The following is a 13,583-nucleotide window of genomic DNA, read 5'->3' on the forward strand; positions in this document are numbered from 1 at the left end:
ACTCCAGTTTTCCCCAAACATTATGGATACTAACGAACTCCTGCGGCGTTATCTAGCCAGGGAACGGAATTTTCAGGGTGCTAATCTCAGGAAGATCAATCTCATCGGTGCTGAGCTTAACGGTGCTGACTTGATTGGTGCTGATTTGAGTGGTGCTGATCTCAGGGGTACTCAATTGATTGACGCCAATTTAAGCAACACGGATCTTAGCCGAGTCATATCATGTCCGGTCAAACACCCCTAATAAAAACGCCTGAAACCCCTGTTATTGCAGCATTGCAATTATGGGCAATCGTAGGGACATGATATCAACTTCAGTGGCGCTAACCTGAAACAAGCTAACTTAAGCGGTTTGACATCCTCACCGCCCTACAAGGACGGTGATTCCCAAAAGCGTCGAACAGCTTTAACTGCACGTACTCTCGGTGGGTTGACGGCTCACCACACACTGCCTCATCCGAGGTCTTACACGTGCTCCCCGTCCGTTTATAGTCGTGGGTATGCCCTACCCCGACTTCTCGACAAGCTCGAAGCATCGCCTTAAGTCCAGCTTGCTCAATGTTGACCGAGGCATTATCGTCTCGGTCGTGTTCTACGCCGCAATTGACACAGACAATCGTTCTGACCGACAAGTCCAACTTGCCCCATCGGTAACCACACTCAGAACAAACTTGACTGGTGGGTTCCCATCGGTCGATGACTCTAAAATCCCGATTGTGCTTGCAGGCTTTACCCTCACACAACGACCGGAATTCATACCATCCAGCTTGGCTAATTGCCCGTGATAATTTGCGGTTTTTGAGCATACCGCCAACGTTTAAGCCCTCCAAGGCAATGACTTGGTTCTCGTCTATCACCTTAGTGGACAGCTTATGCAGAAAGTCCTTGCGCTTATCCCGTATCTGGGCGTTAAGCTTGGCTACTTTAACCCGCATCCGTTCCCGCCGTTTACTGCCCTTTTGCCGCTTTGCTAACCGTCGTTGGCAGCGTTTTAACTTGCGGTAAAGGCGAGAGTAGTCCGGGCTATTAATTTTTTCGCCGTTGCTACAAGAGGCAAACGTTTTTAGCCCTAAATCAATTCCGATGGATGGGTTCTTGGGTGGTTTAATTTCCGGAACCCTACCCTCAACAACAAAACTGAGGAAATATCTACCAGCGCAGTCCTTAATAACCGTGACCGAACTCGGTTCAGATGGCAGAGGACGCGACCAATTGACTTTGATATCTCCAATCTTAGCTAGATAGACCTTAGAGGTCTTAACTTTAAACCCTCCTTTTCTGAATCTTGCTGTTTGTTTAGAACGGCGCGATTTAAATTTAGGTGGGTTTACCTTGGGTCCCTTACGCTTACCAGAGCGAGATTGAAAGAAGTTTTTGAAAGCTACTCCTAAATCAGCAATCGATTGCTGTAAAGGGATATTGCTAACTTGATTTAGCCACTCTCTAGATTCAGTCTTCTTAGCCTGAGTAATGCACAGCTTCTGGAGTTCACTATTTTTAGGCAGCTTCTCCGACTGCTTGCACAAGAAGAGAGCATCATTCCAAACCACCCGTACACACCCGAATAGCCGCGCCAGTGATTGACGCTGACCAGGGGTGGGATAGATTCGGAACTGATATCGGCTCTTCATGTTACTATGATATCATAGTGATATCGCTTTTAGCCAGATGAAACAAGTGTTGATCAGATGCTCTGACGCTGAGTTTGAGCAGCTAAAGCAGTATTGCGCCCAAACGGAAAGGACGCAAAATAACGTATTGAGAGAATTGATCCGAAAACTGAAGATCAAGGACAAAAAGTCGCCCTACAAGGGCGAGGCTTGAGACCCTATTTTCCGGTCAATTTAAATGCAGCTAACCTGAGCCGCACTTTCTTGATGCATGCCGATCTCAGAGGCGCGACTTTGATTGAGGCGAACCTCATGGATGCTGACTTAGCGGATGTTAATCTCAGCCGAGTTAATCTCACTCAAGTTAATCTCAGCCGAGCTAACTTAAGTAGTGCGAACTTATTTGGAGCCATCCTAAAGGAAGCCATTATGGTGGGTGCTGATCTGAGTGGTGCTGATCTGTTTGGTGTTAATCTGAGTGGTGCTAATCTGACTCAGGCTACTTTGAATCGGGCAAACTTAAGCTATAGCAATCTGAGTAATACCAATCTCACGGAAGTTGATCTGAAGATTACCCACGTAGAGAACGCTCGATTTGGAGAGAATGAGGGACTCTCTGAAACCAACCAGTTTGATTTGCAGCGACGTGGGGCAATTTGGGAAATGACGAGTTTTAGTGTGGGGGGAATGTCGGGTTCTTAGCGGATGTTGATCGAAAAAGTGACTCACCCACTCCCAGAAAGAGAGAGTGCCGCATCAGTTGTGCTGATCAATTTCCAAGGCACTCTCTCCTCCCTCTCTTGTTTGAGACAATCCTGGATCAAGAAATGTCCACTAACTCAATATCAAAGGTTAAGTCTTGTCCTGCTAGAGGATGATTGGCATCTAATCTCACATTCGAGTCGGTGACATCGGTAATCACCACTGGAATAACTCGCCCGTTAGGTTGTTGAATTTGTAATTGCTGACCGATTTCAGGATTCAAGTCTGGGGGCATTTTGTCTCGTGTCACCTCCAGTACCATTTCGGAACGATGGGGACCGTAAGCTTTATCCATGGGAATCATTTCGGTTTTGGAATCCCCAGGCGTCATACCCACAACGGCTTGCTCGAAACCTGGAATGACCTGTCCAGCATCAATGGTGAATTCTATCGGTTCGCGACTCAGGGAAGAATCAAAAACCGTACCGTCCTTTAATTTACCGGTGTAGTGAATTTTGACGGTATCACCCACTTTCGCTTGTGCCATATTTATTTTCCTTGGAGTTGGTCAACACCTCTAGGGTATCAACTCGCGCAAATTTTGCATTATTTCTCTAGTGCGATTAACCCGTCATATCTATCTGGGAGGTGAGTCATACCTCTAAGGAAACTCTAGGGTGAGCAAGGCTGATGAACCGAGTTAATTAGTCTATCGCTCTTGCCCACCTTACTAACATTCAGTCAGTTGAATTAGCTTACGGAGGTCAGATCCTGATCAGACTCCTCGGCTTCAGGAGTTGAAGCAGCTAACGCTTCTGGAGGAACAGGGATAGCAAAGTTATAGGGTTCAAAGACTTTTGATGAGGGTGTCTCTGTGATAATCGCTTCAGTAGGTTGGTTATGATCAGCTTTAAATTTTTTCACAGCGACTAACCCTCCGGCTACGGCGGCGATACCAACACCAGCAATGCCGAATTTTTTGTAGAAGTTGATTTTATCGCCAACGAGACTAGGAGATTCTCCAGAAGCACTTTGGGAAACACCCTTTTTGCCAAACGAACAAGGGAAGGCTTGAGTGGGGCTAATCGTTGCCAGGAATAGGCTACCTGTAACGGTTACGGTAGACAGGAGACTTGTTAAAAGCAGTTTGGATTTAATCATGATTGCTAAGGGATATGCCTAATCAGGGACAAAAAGCTTATCTAACAGTTTACAGACTTGATCCAATTATGGAATCATTATCCGATAGCAATTTCTCATTAAATATATAAATCAAACTCAATGATATCGCTGAGATTCTTGGCAACGCTGTCCCATGACACGTTAGAACGCAACTGGGTATAGGTATTTAACCGGACATGATGTATGCAGCGCCAACTAGCCGAGAGTACGTCACAATATAAAAATATAAGAACTTCCCTCTCTTCCTATGGACTGGCAAGAACTATCTGGTAGCTGGGTTTTAATTCCGTCTCGTCCCGTTGGCATCGTGCATTTTTTGGGTGGGGCGTTTATTGCGGCTGCACCCCAAGTCACCTACCGTTGGCTACTTGAGCAATTAGGGCGTCAGGGTTATTTGGTCGTGGCGACGCCGTTTCTCAATACCTTAGATCACGTTGCGATCGCCCGCGAAGTCCTCAACCGTTTTGAGACGACCCTCGATCGCCTCAAAGCCACAAGACTACTCAGGAAACAGTATTTACCGATCTACGGTGTGGGACATAGCATGGGGTGCAAACTGCATCTGCTGATTGGCAGTTTGTTTTCCGTGGAACGGGCGGGTAATATTTTGATTTCCTTCAACAACTATCCAGCGAAACAGGCGATTCCGTTTCTGGAACAGTTCAATATGCTGGATCAGTTGACATTCCTCAAGCAGTTGAATATCAAGCCAGCCTTTGATGTTGAATTTACGCCTTCACCTCAAGAAACTAACGACCTGATTGCCCAGCAATATGCCATCCGCCGCAATTTACTGATTAAATTTATCAAGGACGAGATAGACCAAACGGCAATCCTATCCCCTGTGCTGCAACAGCGATTTCCGAATATGGTTGTGCTACAAATGCTACCGGGAAATCATCTAACACCGTTGGGACAAGATGTCAATTGGAAAACGGGAGATTCCTTTACACCATTCGATGCGATCGGTCAGTGGATGAAGCAAGGGGTTTATCGGGATTTAAATCGATTGAAATTAGAGATGATTCGCTGGTTAAATCCTTTGGCGGTGGGGTAAATAGATATTGATAGATCAGTAGTGGGGCAAAAGTAGAGTTAACGGTTGAGATTAGGGAACAGGGAATAGGCAATGGGCAATAGTCCTTCATGGGAATAGACAATAAAATTTACGGTTTTGTCGGGCGCACTGACGTGCGCCCCTACGATTTCTGGAGGTAAGGCTAATCTAAAAATTAGGTGTGCCGCGCTACTACTGGACTGACACAGCTAAAATTGTGGGATAGGTTGTAGGTTGGGTTGACGACAGGAAACCCAACGGAATCTAGTGCTAAGGTTCCCTACTACAAGCCGAATCTAAGTAGGTTGGTGAAAATAAACTTAACTAGATTAAGTCATGTAAACAAGCCTCAAACCCTTACTGTTCCCTGTTCCCTGTTCCCTGTTCCCTAATCTCAACCGTTAACTTTAATTGTGTCCACCCACTTAATTCATCAAATAAACTGTGCCGCGCTACTAAGCTGTCATGCATTTAAATTGGGAATGGGTAGCGAGCAAGATGCTCAATGTAGCGAGCAAGATGCTCGCACTACGGCAAGGATTTTGCAATTCTTGACATTATGGTTTAAATGCCGAACAGCTTACCTTAAGCTATCCCACAGTTCCCAACTTAAAATTAACACTTCAATCAATAACGCCAGATTGGGATAATACAATCCAATTAAGAAGGGAATCAGTAACTTGATGATGATCATTAGCCATCGGTGGGAATTCAGGTGTTTGAACCCCTGGATTAACTGTTGAATCCATCGACAATTTTTGGTTGAACCCATAACCGAACCTTGAACGCTACAGTTCGATGAAATCGTTCGGTTGATAGCCGCAAGCAACAGGCTTGGGGTAAAGGCTTTAGAATAAAGACTAGGTTTGGAGTTCTATCACTTCCGGTTAGGGAAAACACCTCCGGTTTTCCTGAAGTTGTTATCAAGTTTTACAGAACTCCCTGGGTTCAACGCATGACAGAGTATAGTAAAGGTCGAATCGTTCAGGAGAATGCCAAGCGTATATTGGCGGCGTTGCTGGATGTCGCTGATGGAACCTTAGAGAGGCAAAATTCCACGAAGAAACCTCTGACTGTTCGCCCTCAAACTGATCCGCCGGGATTGTTTGTTACTTGTACGATTCCCTCTCTGGTGGAATTGACCGAAAATGATCAGGCTGAGGGTGGGTTGACTTACGCCAAAGTTGAATCAGCGATCAAGTTTCTAGAGGTTTTCGGGATTGTTCAGCGTCCAGACAATCAGCAGGGTTCGACACAGCAGCTAACGATTCGTCTCTGGGAGACTGACAAGCAGAAAAATCTGATTCGGTTTGATGCAGAATGCGATACCCAACGACGCCAGACGCAAACTCGCCAGGGTAACGATCCCTGGGTACAGGTGCGGAAGGTTGTCCCGCCTGAGTTTGATTTGTTGGATCAGAAGTTCTTTCATAAGCGGCGTGGGGGAGAGACGCGCATCCTGAAATTACCCTCTGTGTCTAAAAATTGGTCGTTGATTACCCAAGGGAATTATATTGATCGGGATCAACAAGGGGAGGTTTTCGCCCGGGCTGAAGCGTTGGCAAACTATTCGGGGATTTCCCTGTTGCTGATTCGGGGACAACCGGGGGCGGGGAAAACAGCGCTGATGCAATGGTTGGCGTATGAGTTATCGGGTCAACATCGGGTGGTTTTACAGAAAAAGCGAGAAGAACCCTACTGGTTAGATCCATTATGGGAGTTTTCTGAGCAAATTAATCAGCATTTTTATTTAATCGCCGATGACGTGTTTCGGGATGATTCGATTCTGGAGGAATTGGATAATAATGAGTTACAGTTTCCCCTAACCGTAATTGGCACAACGCGGTTGAATGAAGATCAGCAGGACAGGTTACGGTTGCGGGGATATCGGATTGAATCCCTGGATTTAGAATTATCTCCCTCGCCAGAATCTCAGGAAAAACAGCGAATTTTGGATCGGATTTGTCAGGAAGATGGGGAAGCCAAAGCCCGATTAGAGAAAATGGCAGCAGCAGAACGGAAACAGTTAATGGCTGCGCCTTCAATGTTGGTACTGATGTTACAGCTATCGGAAGGGAAACCCTTTGATTTAATTGTGGCGGATGTGATTAGGCGTTTGCCCAGTGATGAGGATTATCCGGTTTATCAAGTTTTTGGCGTGATTTGCAGTTTCTATCAATATGGCATTTTCACATCTACGGGAGTGTTGCCGTTGTGTTTGCCGGATTATTCTAAAAAAGCGGTGCGGGATGTGGTGGACTTTGCCAGAGATGCCGAATTAAAGGGCTTGGTTATAAAAATTTCTAGAGGTGGATATGAGCGGTTGAGGACAATTCACGAACTCATTGCCCAAACAGCGATGACGGTGAAGTACCGTCGCAGTCGTGGCGAGAATTTACCCTATTCTCCTAGTTTATTAGCAGACCACTTAAGAGCGGCAATTCCGGCTTTAGACGCAACCAAAGAAACTCATCAACGCTGGGCGTATGACGGGCTGAGACTTTTGGCGGTGAGTGGTGAAGTGACTCTTGTCCGTCAGGTTTTGGATGACTATCCCAACCAGATTCAATCTCTACAGCATAAGAGTGGGGTTACTGGGTGGTTTATATGGTCAAAGATGTATGAAGCTGTGGGTTTACTGTCGGAACGCGATCGCTGCTTGGATGCAATTTTATCCACTGAACCGCAAAGTCTGTGGGAGTGGACTTATTGGCTGTCTTTGATCAAAAAGCGTGGTACAAATCAGCAAAAGCAGGAGGCGATCACTCTAACTTCTTCTTGGCTGCAACTGAACCCAGATGATTATACCGTTCGTACTCAATATCTAGCACTGATTGAGCAGTGTGGGACATCTCAACAGAAGCAGAAGGCGATCGCTCTAACTTCTACTTGGTTGCAACAGCATCCTGATGATTCTCATGTTCGTACTCAATACCTAGCACTGATTGGGCAGTTTGGGACATCTCAACAGAAGCAGGAGGCGATCGCTCTAACTTCCTCTTGGCTACAACTGCATCCTGATGATCATGAAATTCGCAGACACTACCTAGGACTGATTGAGCATTGTGGGACACCTGCACAGAAACAGGAGGCGATCGCTCTAACTTCTTCTTGGTTGCAACTGCATCCTGATGATTCCTGGGTTCGCACCAAATACCTAGCACTGATTGGACAGTTTGGGACATCTCAACAGAAGCAGGAGGCGATCGCTCTAACTTCTACTTGGCTGCAACTGCATCCTGATGATATCAATGTTCGTACTCAATACCTAGCACTGATTGGGCAGTTTGGGAGATCTCCACAAAAGCAGGAGGCGATCTCTCTAACTACTACTTGGCTGCAACTGCATCCTGATGATACATTTATTCGCACTCAATATCTGGCACTGATTGGGCAGTTTGGGAGATCTCCACAAAAGCAGGAGGCGATCTCTCTAACTACTACTTGGCTGCAACTGCATCCTGATGATATTACTGTTCGCACTAAATATCTGGCACTGATTGGACAGTTTGGGACATCTCAACAGAAGCAGGAGGCGATCTCTCTAACTTCTACTTGGTTGCAACAGCATCCTGATGATACATTTATTCGCACTCAATATCTGGCACTGATTGGGCAGTTTGGGAGATCTCCACAAAAGCAGGAGGCGATCGCTCTAACTACTACTTGGCTGCAACTGCATCCTGATGATACATTTATTCGCACTCAATATCTGGCACTGATTGGGCAGTTTGGGAGATCTCCACAAAAGCAGGAGGCGATCGCTCTAACTTCCTCTTGGCTGCAACTGCATCCTGATGATATTACTGTTCGCACTAAATATCTGGCACTGATTGGACAGTTTGGGACATCTCAACAGAAGCAGGAGGCGATCTCTCTAACTTCTACTTGGTTGCAACAGCATCCTGATGATACATTTATTCGCACTCAATATCTGGCACTGATTGGGCAGTTTGGGAGATCTCCACAAAAGCAGGAGGCGATCGCTCTAACTACTAATTGGCTGCAACTGCATCCTGATGATTCTTATGTTCGTACTCAATACCTGGCACTGATTAGGCAATCTGGGACACCTGCACAGAAGCAGGAGGCGATCTCTCTAACTTCCTCTTGGCTGCAACTGCATCCTGATGATATTACTGTTCGCACTAAATATCTGGCACTGATTGGACAGTTTGGGACATCTCAACAGAAGCAGGAGGCGATCTCTCTAACTTCTACTTGGTTGCAACAGCATCCTGATGATACATTTATTCGCACTCAATATCTGGCACTGATTGGGCAGTTTGGGAGATCTCCACAAAAGCAGGAGGCGATCTCTCTAACTTCCTCTTGGCTGCAACTGCATCCTGATGATTATGAAGTTCGCAGAAAATATCTGGCACTGATTGGGCAGTGTGGGACATATCAACAGAAGCAGAACGCGATCGCTCAAACTTCCTCTTGGCTGCAACGACATCCTGATGATAAATCTGTTCGTAGACAATACCTGGTACTGATTGAGCAGTGTGGGACATCTCAACAGCAGCAGGAGGCGATCGCTCTAACTACTACTTGGCTACAACTGCATCCTGATGATCATGAAATTCGCAGACACTACCTAGGACTGATTGAGCATTGTGGGACACCTCCACAGAAACAGGAGGCGATCGCTCTAACTTCTACTTGGCTGCAACTGCATCTTTCTAATAGGTCTGTTCGTAAACAATACCTGGCACTGATTGAGCAGTGTGGGACATCTCAACAGAAGCAGGAGGCGATCGCTCTAACTACTACTTGGCTGCAACTGCACCCAAATGATTATACCGTTCGCACTAAATATCTGGCACTGATTGAGCAGTGTGGGACACCTCCACAGAAGCAGGAGGCGATCGCTCTAACTACTACTTGGCTGCAACTGCATCCTGATAATACATCTGTTCGTACAAGCTACTTAGCTGTAGTTAGAAAGGCTGGCAAAGACATCATCGAGATTGAACCTATTATCATCCAGCAATGGCAATGGATTAGTCAGCAAGCACAAGTAGACCAATCTTTGTGGACTGCATTTTTACCTGTCCTATATCACCATGCCCAACCTCAAATAATTCAAGAAGCTGTCAATCTTGCCTTGCAGCAGTACCCGGACAATACAACTATTATCTGCCTTATTTTTGGCTACTTCCGAGATAATTTAGATTATGAAACCTGCTATAAATTAGCCGATTTTCTCAGCCAGTCTCAACTTCGTACAGACAAGTGGCAAAACGTTATTCACGCGGCGAACTTCTTTCGAGACTATGGCGAGTTAGATAAAGCCGATGAAATTTATCAGAGAACCATCAAATCTGCTAAATTCCGGATGAGGCAGTATGGCGATGATCTCCAGAAAGAAATTAACTTCGCCTCATTAAACTATGTCTATCTCTTGCTACTACGCCAACCCCCAGATCCCTACACCGCCATAGATTATCTGCAACCTATCCTGACGAAAAATCCCAAACATTGCGTTGCTCACTGGTACATGGCGCGGTGCTATCAAGCCCAAGGTCACAATCATAGTAGGAAAAATCGGAAGGTTTACCAACAAGCTATCAAACATTTCCAGCAAGCGATTAAGTTTGACAATCAAAAAAATGGTCGCTTCTGGTATGAATTTGGCTGCTTCTACCGAGATGCGATGCAGAACCCGACTGAAGCCCGCACCTGTTTTGAAAACTCCCTGAACCAGAATATTAATCTCCCCGCCTGTGTAGATTTAGCGGAATTAGAAGTGGCTGATGGTAATTTTGACCGGGCGAGGGTGTTGTTACAACAAGGATTAGCCTTGGTGCCGATGACTCGCCCTGAAAGGGAACAGCGTGATAGGTTAGAGTCTCAAATTCAAGGGATTCAAGCTCAACTTGATGATTAAAAGGATAGGGTTGGGGCTAGATAAAGAAAGTTTACTTATTCAAGTTTAATAAAAGTCCGCATACGCGGACTTTGTTTGTGTAGCTGCGAATTCTATTCGCCAAGCTTTAACGGTGCAAGGTGTTCGTTATTGGTGGGTTACGGCGGATATCCCATTATCGGGTTGTTTCCTGGATTTAATTCCGCCTAACCCACCCTACATTGATGCTATCTGAGAATTATTGGTGGGTTACGGCGGATATCAAATTATCGGGTTGTTTCCTGGATTTAATTCCGCCTAACCCACCCTACATTGATGGTTAAGGGTTTCGGTCTTGTGCAGCAAGCCCTAAATAAATAGGGGGAAGGTCGCCGAGTGACGAGGAATGGCTCGATCCGCCCGTTGACTCCAAGCCAGGTGTTCTATCACAGAATGTTGCCGGGGTTAACAAATTGTTGGAAATCTTAAGAAAATTTGTATCCTAGAAGGATATAGCACTTTAATTTTGATAACGCACCGGTGCAAGAAGACTTCCGACTGATTATCGACTTCGTATCTGTTCTGGCGTCAGCAGCGGCTGGCGGACTCTTGGCATCCTTATGCCGTCAACCCCCGCTCTTGGGCTATATCGTCGGGGGTATGATTGTAGGTCCGGCGGGTTTGGGTCTAATTAAAGAGGTGATCCAAATTGAAACCCTGGCTCAGTTTGGTGTGGCATTTTTGCTTTTTGCCCTAGGGGTGGAATTTTCCCTGGCGGAACTGAGAAAAGTGCAAAAGATTGCTCTGGGCGGTGGTGGACTCCAAGTGGTACTGACTATTTTAGTTACCACATTAGTCTCTTTGGGCATGGGTTGGGTCATGTCTCCCGTCCAAGGGGTGTTTCTTGGGGCAACTTTGTCGTTGTCATCCACGGCGGTGGTTCTCAAATGTCTGATGGAACGCAATGAAACCGAAACCTCCCACGGGCAAGTCATGCTGGGGATTTTGGTGGTGCAAGATTTGGCATTGGGATTAATGTTAGCAGTACTCCCGGCTTTAGACCAACCCACTGAAGTGATTGGTATAGCCGTAGGACTTGCCCTATTGAAAATTGGTCTATTTGCGGCTGGTGCCATAGCCGTAGGAATATGGTTGATTCCTTCGTTATTACGATTCCTTGCCCGTACCGAAAGCCGAGAGTTATTTTTACTCGGAGTTGTGAGTTTATGTATGGGAATTGCCCTATTGACGGAAGAGTTGGGACTTTCGATTGAAATGGGGGCGTTTGTGGCGGGGTTAATGATTTCTGAGGTGGAATATGCCGATCAAACCCTAACTTATGTCGAACCCCTGCGGGATGTCTTTGCCGCCCTATTTTTTGCGGCGATTGGGATGCTAATCGATCCGATTTTCCTGTGGACTAACCTGGAATTAATTTTGGGATTGGTTTTACTGGTTTCGGTGGGTAAAGCTTTAATTATAACACCAATTGTCAAAATTTTTGGCTATCCCTTAAAAACAGCAATTCTGGCAGGTTTGGGGTTAGCTCAAATTGGGGAATTCTCGTTTGTGTTAGCCAGTGAAGGACAAACGTTGGGATTAGTGCCTCGCCCGGTGTATCTATTGATTTTAGGGACAACGGCGGTGACGTTAATTGTGACACCGTTTCTCTTACGATTAACACCCTTGGCATTGAACTGGTTAGAGAATTTTCCGCCCTTACAACGGTATTTTGAACCGATGGAAACTCCGAAAGCCGTATCACTGAATAGCCAACAGCTAAAAGACCATGTGGTGATTTGTGGGTATGGAAGCAGCGGTAGCAATTTAGTGCGACTGATGCGAGAACATGATTATCCTATCGTAGTGGTTGAGCAGTCAGAGCAGGTAATTGGGCAATTACGAGACGCAGGAATTCCTTATGTTTACGGCAATGCGGCTAGTTTACACGTTTTGGATAAAGCTGGGGTAGAACGCGCCAGATCCATGGTGATTGTCTTGGCTGACGCTATGAGTAGCCGATTATGCTTGAAGCGATCGCTAGAATTAAACCCCAATTTAGATATCGTCGTGCGGGCGAATAAGGATCGGGAGATCGAACTGCTGTACCAACTGGGGGCGCGAGAAGTGGTGCAACCGGAGTTTGAGGCATCTTTGGAGTTAGCAACGCATTTGATGTCAGGAATTGGTGTACCCAATTGGGTGATTCAGCAGGAAATGGAAAAAATTCGCAGTTCCCATTATCTGGATTTGCGCCCCGAACAACCTCAGTCTCAAATTGCCCGCGATTTACGAACGGCGGCTGAGATGATGAATAGTAAGTGGTATGATTTGCCAGAGAATTCTCCACTGACAGGTATGACGTTAGAACAAGCCGATATTCGCCGCTTAACCGGGGTTAGCTTGGTGGCTATTCGTCGGGCTGAGGGTGAGGAAATCGATTATCCCGATGCTGGAGTGAGTTTGGAGGAAGGTGATCACCTTTTAGCAGTGGGTGAACCCGATGAACTGTCTGCCTTTAAGAAATTGGCAGAGGGGGAAATGACAAATCCTGCCACCAGCAGTCCCTGTCAATGGGTGTTGGTATCCGAAGAGAGTCCCGCCCATGGGCAAACCCTATCTCAACTCCATTGGCGGCGTCAATATGGGATTCAGGTGCAGGCAATCCGTCGAGAAGGGAAGTTTATCCCCTTTCCCGATGGCAATGCCGAAATTCGAGAGCAAGATCACCTGCTATTGTGTGGCGGAAGTTATCCCCTAAATCAATTACAGGAGTGGTTAACACCCCTGCCTGATAGTAGTATCACCGAGATTCCGCTTCATCAAACTCTGACAAATGACCAATGACGAATGACCAATGACACCTGAGTCAGGGCGGGTTTAGTTACATCTGGTTGCAACCGAAAAGATAGTCGTGAAACCCGCCCCTACAGAGACGCCACATACCGTGAAAAGTCAGGATGAATGACGAATAACCAATGACGAATGACCAATGACAAATTAGGCAAATTCAAAGGGATTATCGGCACTCTCCTCTGTTTCTGAATCTGAACTTTCTACCGTTTCATAACTCTCTGCTGTTTCAGAACTCGCCACGGCAGACTCTTGGCGTACTTGGAGGGATCGATTCATGCCACCGCCTCCTTTGGGTTTAATATAGGCGATCGCATGATACCAAATA

General features: G+C 46.2%; 10 protein-coding genes. 5 read left to right on the forward strand and 5 right to left on the reverse strand.

All coding sequences use genetic code 11. From position 1 onward, the window contains the following. Nucleotides 1-22 precede the first annotated feature (22 nt). Nucleotides 23-244: a pentapeptide repeat-containing protein gene (locus tag MC7420_RS01355; RefSeq protein WP_006098214.1), complete on the forward strand. Its 222-nt coding sequence runs from the start codon at nucleotides 23-25 to the stop codon at nucleotides 242-244. A gap of 94 nt (nucleotides 245-338) precedes the next feature. On the opposite strand, the gene MC7420_RS01360 is transcribed toward MC7420_RS01355, so the two are convergent. Beyond that, nucleotides 339-1,631 (reverse strand): RNA-guided endonuclease InsQ/TnpB family protein, encoded by a 1,293-nt coding sequence (locus MC7420_RS01360; protein WP_006097970.1) that lies wholly within the window; start codon nucleotides 1,629-1,631, stop codon nucleotides 339-341. 189 nt (nucleotides 1,632-1,820) lie between these two features. Between MC7420_RS01360 and MC7420_RS01370 the strand changes: the two genes are divergently transcribed. Continuing rightward, nucleotides 1,821-2,312 (forward strand): pentapeptide repeat-containing protein, encoded by a 492-nt coding sequence (locus MC7420_RS01370; protein ID WP_006098065.1) that lies wholly within the window; start codon nucleotides 1,821-1,823, stop codon nucleotides 2,310-2,312. A gap of 118 nt (nucleotides 2,313-2,430) precedes the next feature. Here the strand turns inward: MC7420_RS01370 and MC7420_RS01375 are convergent, their stop codons facing one another. Continuing rightward, nucleotides 2,431-2,859: an FKBP-type peptidyl-prolyl cis-trans isomerase gene (locus tag MC7420_RS01375; protein WP_006098302.1), complete on the reverse strand. Its 429-nt coding sequence runs from the start codon at nucleotides 2,857-2,859 to the stop codon at nucleotides 2,431-2,433. Between the two features lie 203 nt (nucleotides 2,860-3,062). After that, the gene (locus MC7420_RS01380) at nucleotides 3,063-3,473 is read right to left on the reverse strand and encodes a hypothetical protein (RefSeq protein WP_006097824.1); all 411 of its coding nucleotides are present in this window, start codon (nucleotides 3,471-3,473) and stop codon (nucleotides 3,063-3,065) included. 268 nt (nucleotides 3,474-3,741) lie between these two features. Here MC7420_RS01380 and MC7420_RS01385 point away from each other — a divergent pair, with 268 nt between their 5' ends. Next, nucleotides 3,742-4,551 (forward strand): DUF1350 family protein, encoded by an 810-nt coding sequence (locus MC7420_RS01385; protein ID WP_006098134.1) that lies wholly within the window; start codon nucleotides 3,742-3,744, stop codon nucleotides 4,549-4,551. A gap of 580 nt (nucleotides 4,552-5,131) precedes the next feature. Here MC7420_RS01385 and MC7420_RS38935 read toward each other — a convergent pair. Beyond that, the gene (locus MC7420_RS38935; protein ID WP_006097867.1) at nucleotides 5,132-5,323 is read right to left on the reverse strand and encodes a hypothetical protein; all 192 of its coding nucleotides are present in this window, start codon (nucleotides 5,321-5,323) and stop codon (nucleotides 5,132-5,134) included. 183 nt (nucleotides 5,324-5,506) lie between these two features. Here MC7420_RS38935 and MC7420_RS01395 point away from each other — a divergent pair, with 183 nt between their 5' ends. Both MC7420_RS01395 and MC7420_RS01400 read left to right on the forward strand, forming a co-directional pair. Beyond that, nucleotides 5,507-10,444 (forward strand): P-loop NTPase, encoded by a 4,938-nt coding sequence (locus MC7420_RS01395; protein ID WP_006098040.1) that lies wholly within the window; start codon nucleotides 5,507-5,509, stop codon nucleotides 10,442-10,444. Between the two features lie 498 nt (nucleotides 10,445-10,942). Next, nucleotides 10,943-13,249: a cation:proton antiporter domain-containing protein gene (locus MC7420_RS01400; protein WP_006098035.1), complete on the forward strand. Its 2,307-nt coding sequence runs from the start codon at nucleotides 10,943-10,945 to the stop codon at nucleotides 13,247-13,249. Between the two features lie 153 nt (nucleotides 13,250-13,402). On the opposite strand, the gene MC7420_RS41045 is transcribed toward MC7420_RS01400, so the two are convergent. Then, nucleotides 13,403-13,583 (reverse strand): hypothetical protein (locus MC7420_RS41045; RefSeq protein ID WP_044204241.1); only part of this gene is annotated, 181 nt, incomplete at its 5' end.

The sequence above is a fragment of the Coleofasciculus chthonoplastes PCC 7420 genome, from assembly GCF_000155555.1.
GTDB lineage: Bacteria > Cyanobacteriota > Cyanobacteriia > Cyanobacteriales > Coleofasciculaceae > Coleofasciculus > Coleofasciculus chthonoplastes_A.

What these genes read in the sequence shown, in the direction of transcription:
- MC7420_RS01355 (WP_006098214.1), top strand. Translation starts at nt 23, where the DNA reads ATGGATACTAACGAACTCCTGCGGCGTTATCTAGCCAGGGAACGGAAT.
- MC7420_RS01360 (WP_006097970.1), bottom strand. Translation starts at nt 1,631, where the DNA reads ATGAAGAGCCGATATCAGTTCCGAATCTATCCCACCCCTGGTCAGCGT.
- MC7420_RS01375 (WP_006098302.1), bottom strand. Translation starts at nt 2,859, where the DNA reads ATGGCACAAGCGAAAGTGGGTGATACCGTCAAAATTCACTACACCGGT.
- MC7420_RS01380 (WP_006097824.1), bottom strand. Translation starts at nt 3,473, where the DNA reads ATGATTAAATCCAAACTGCTTTTAACAAGTCTCCTGTCTACCGTAACC.
- MC7420_RS01385 (WP_006098134.1), top strand. Translation starts at nt 3,742, where the DNA reads ATGGACTGGCAAGAACTATCTGGTAGCTGGGTTTTAATTCCGTCTCGT.
- MC7420_RS38935 (WP_006097867.1), bottom strand. Translation starts at nt 5,323, where the DNA reads ATGGGTTCAACCAAAAATTGTCGATGGATTCAACAGTTAATCCAGGGG.
- MC7420_RS01395 (WP_006098040.1), top strand. Translation starts at nt 5,507, where the DNA reads ATGACAGAGTATAGTAAAGGTCGAATCGTTCAGGAGAATGCCAAGCGT.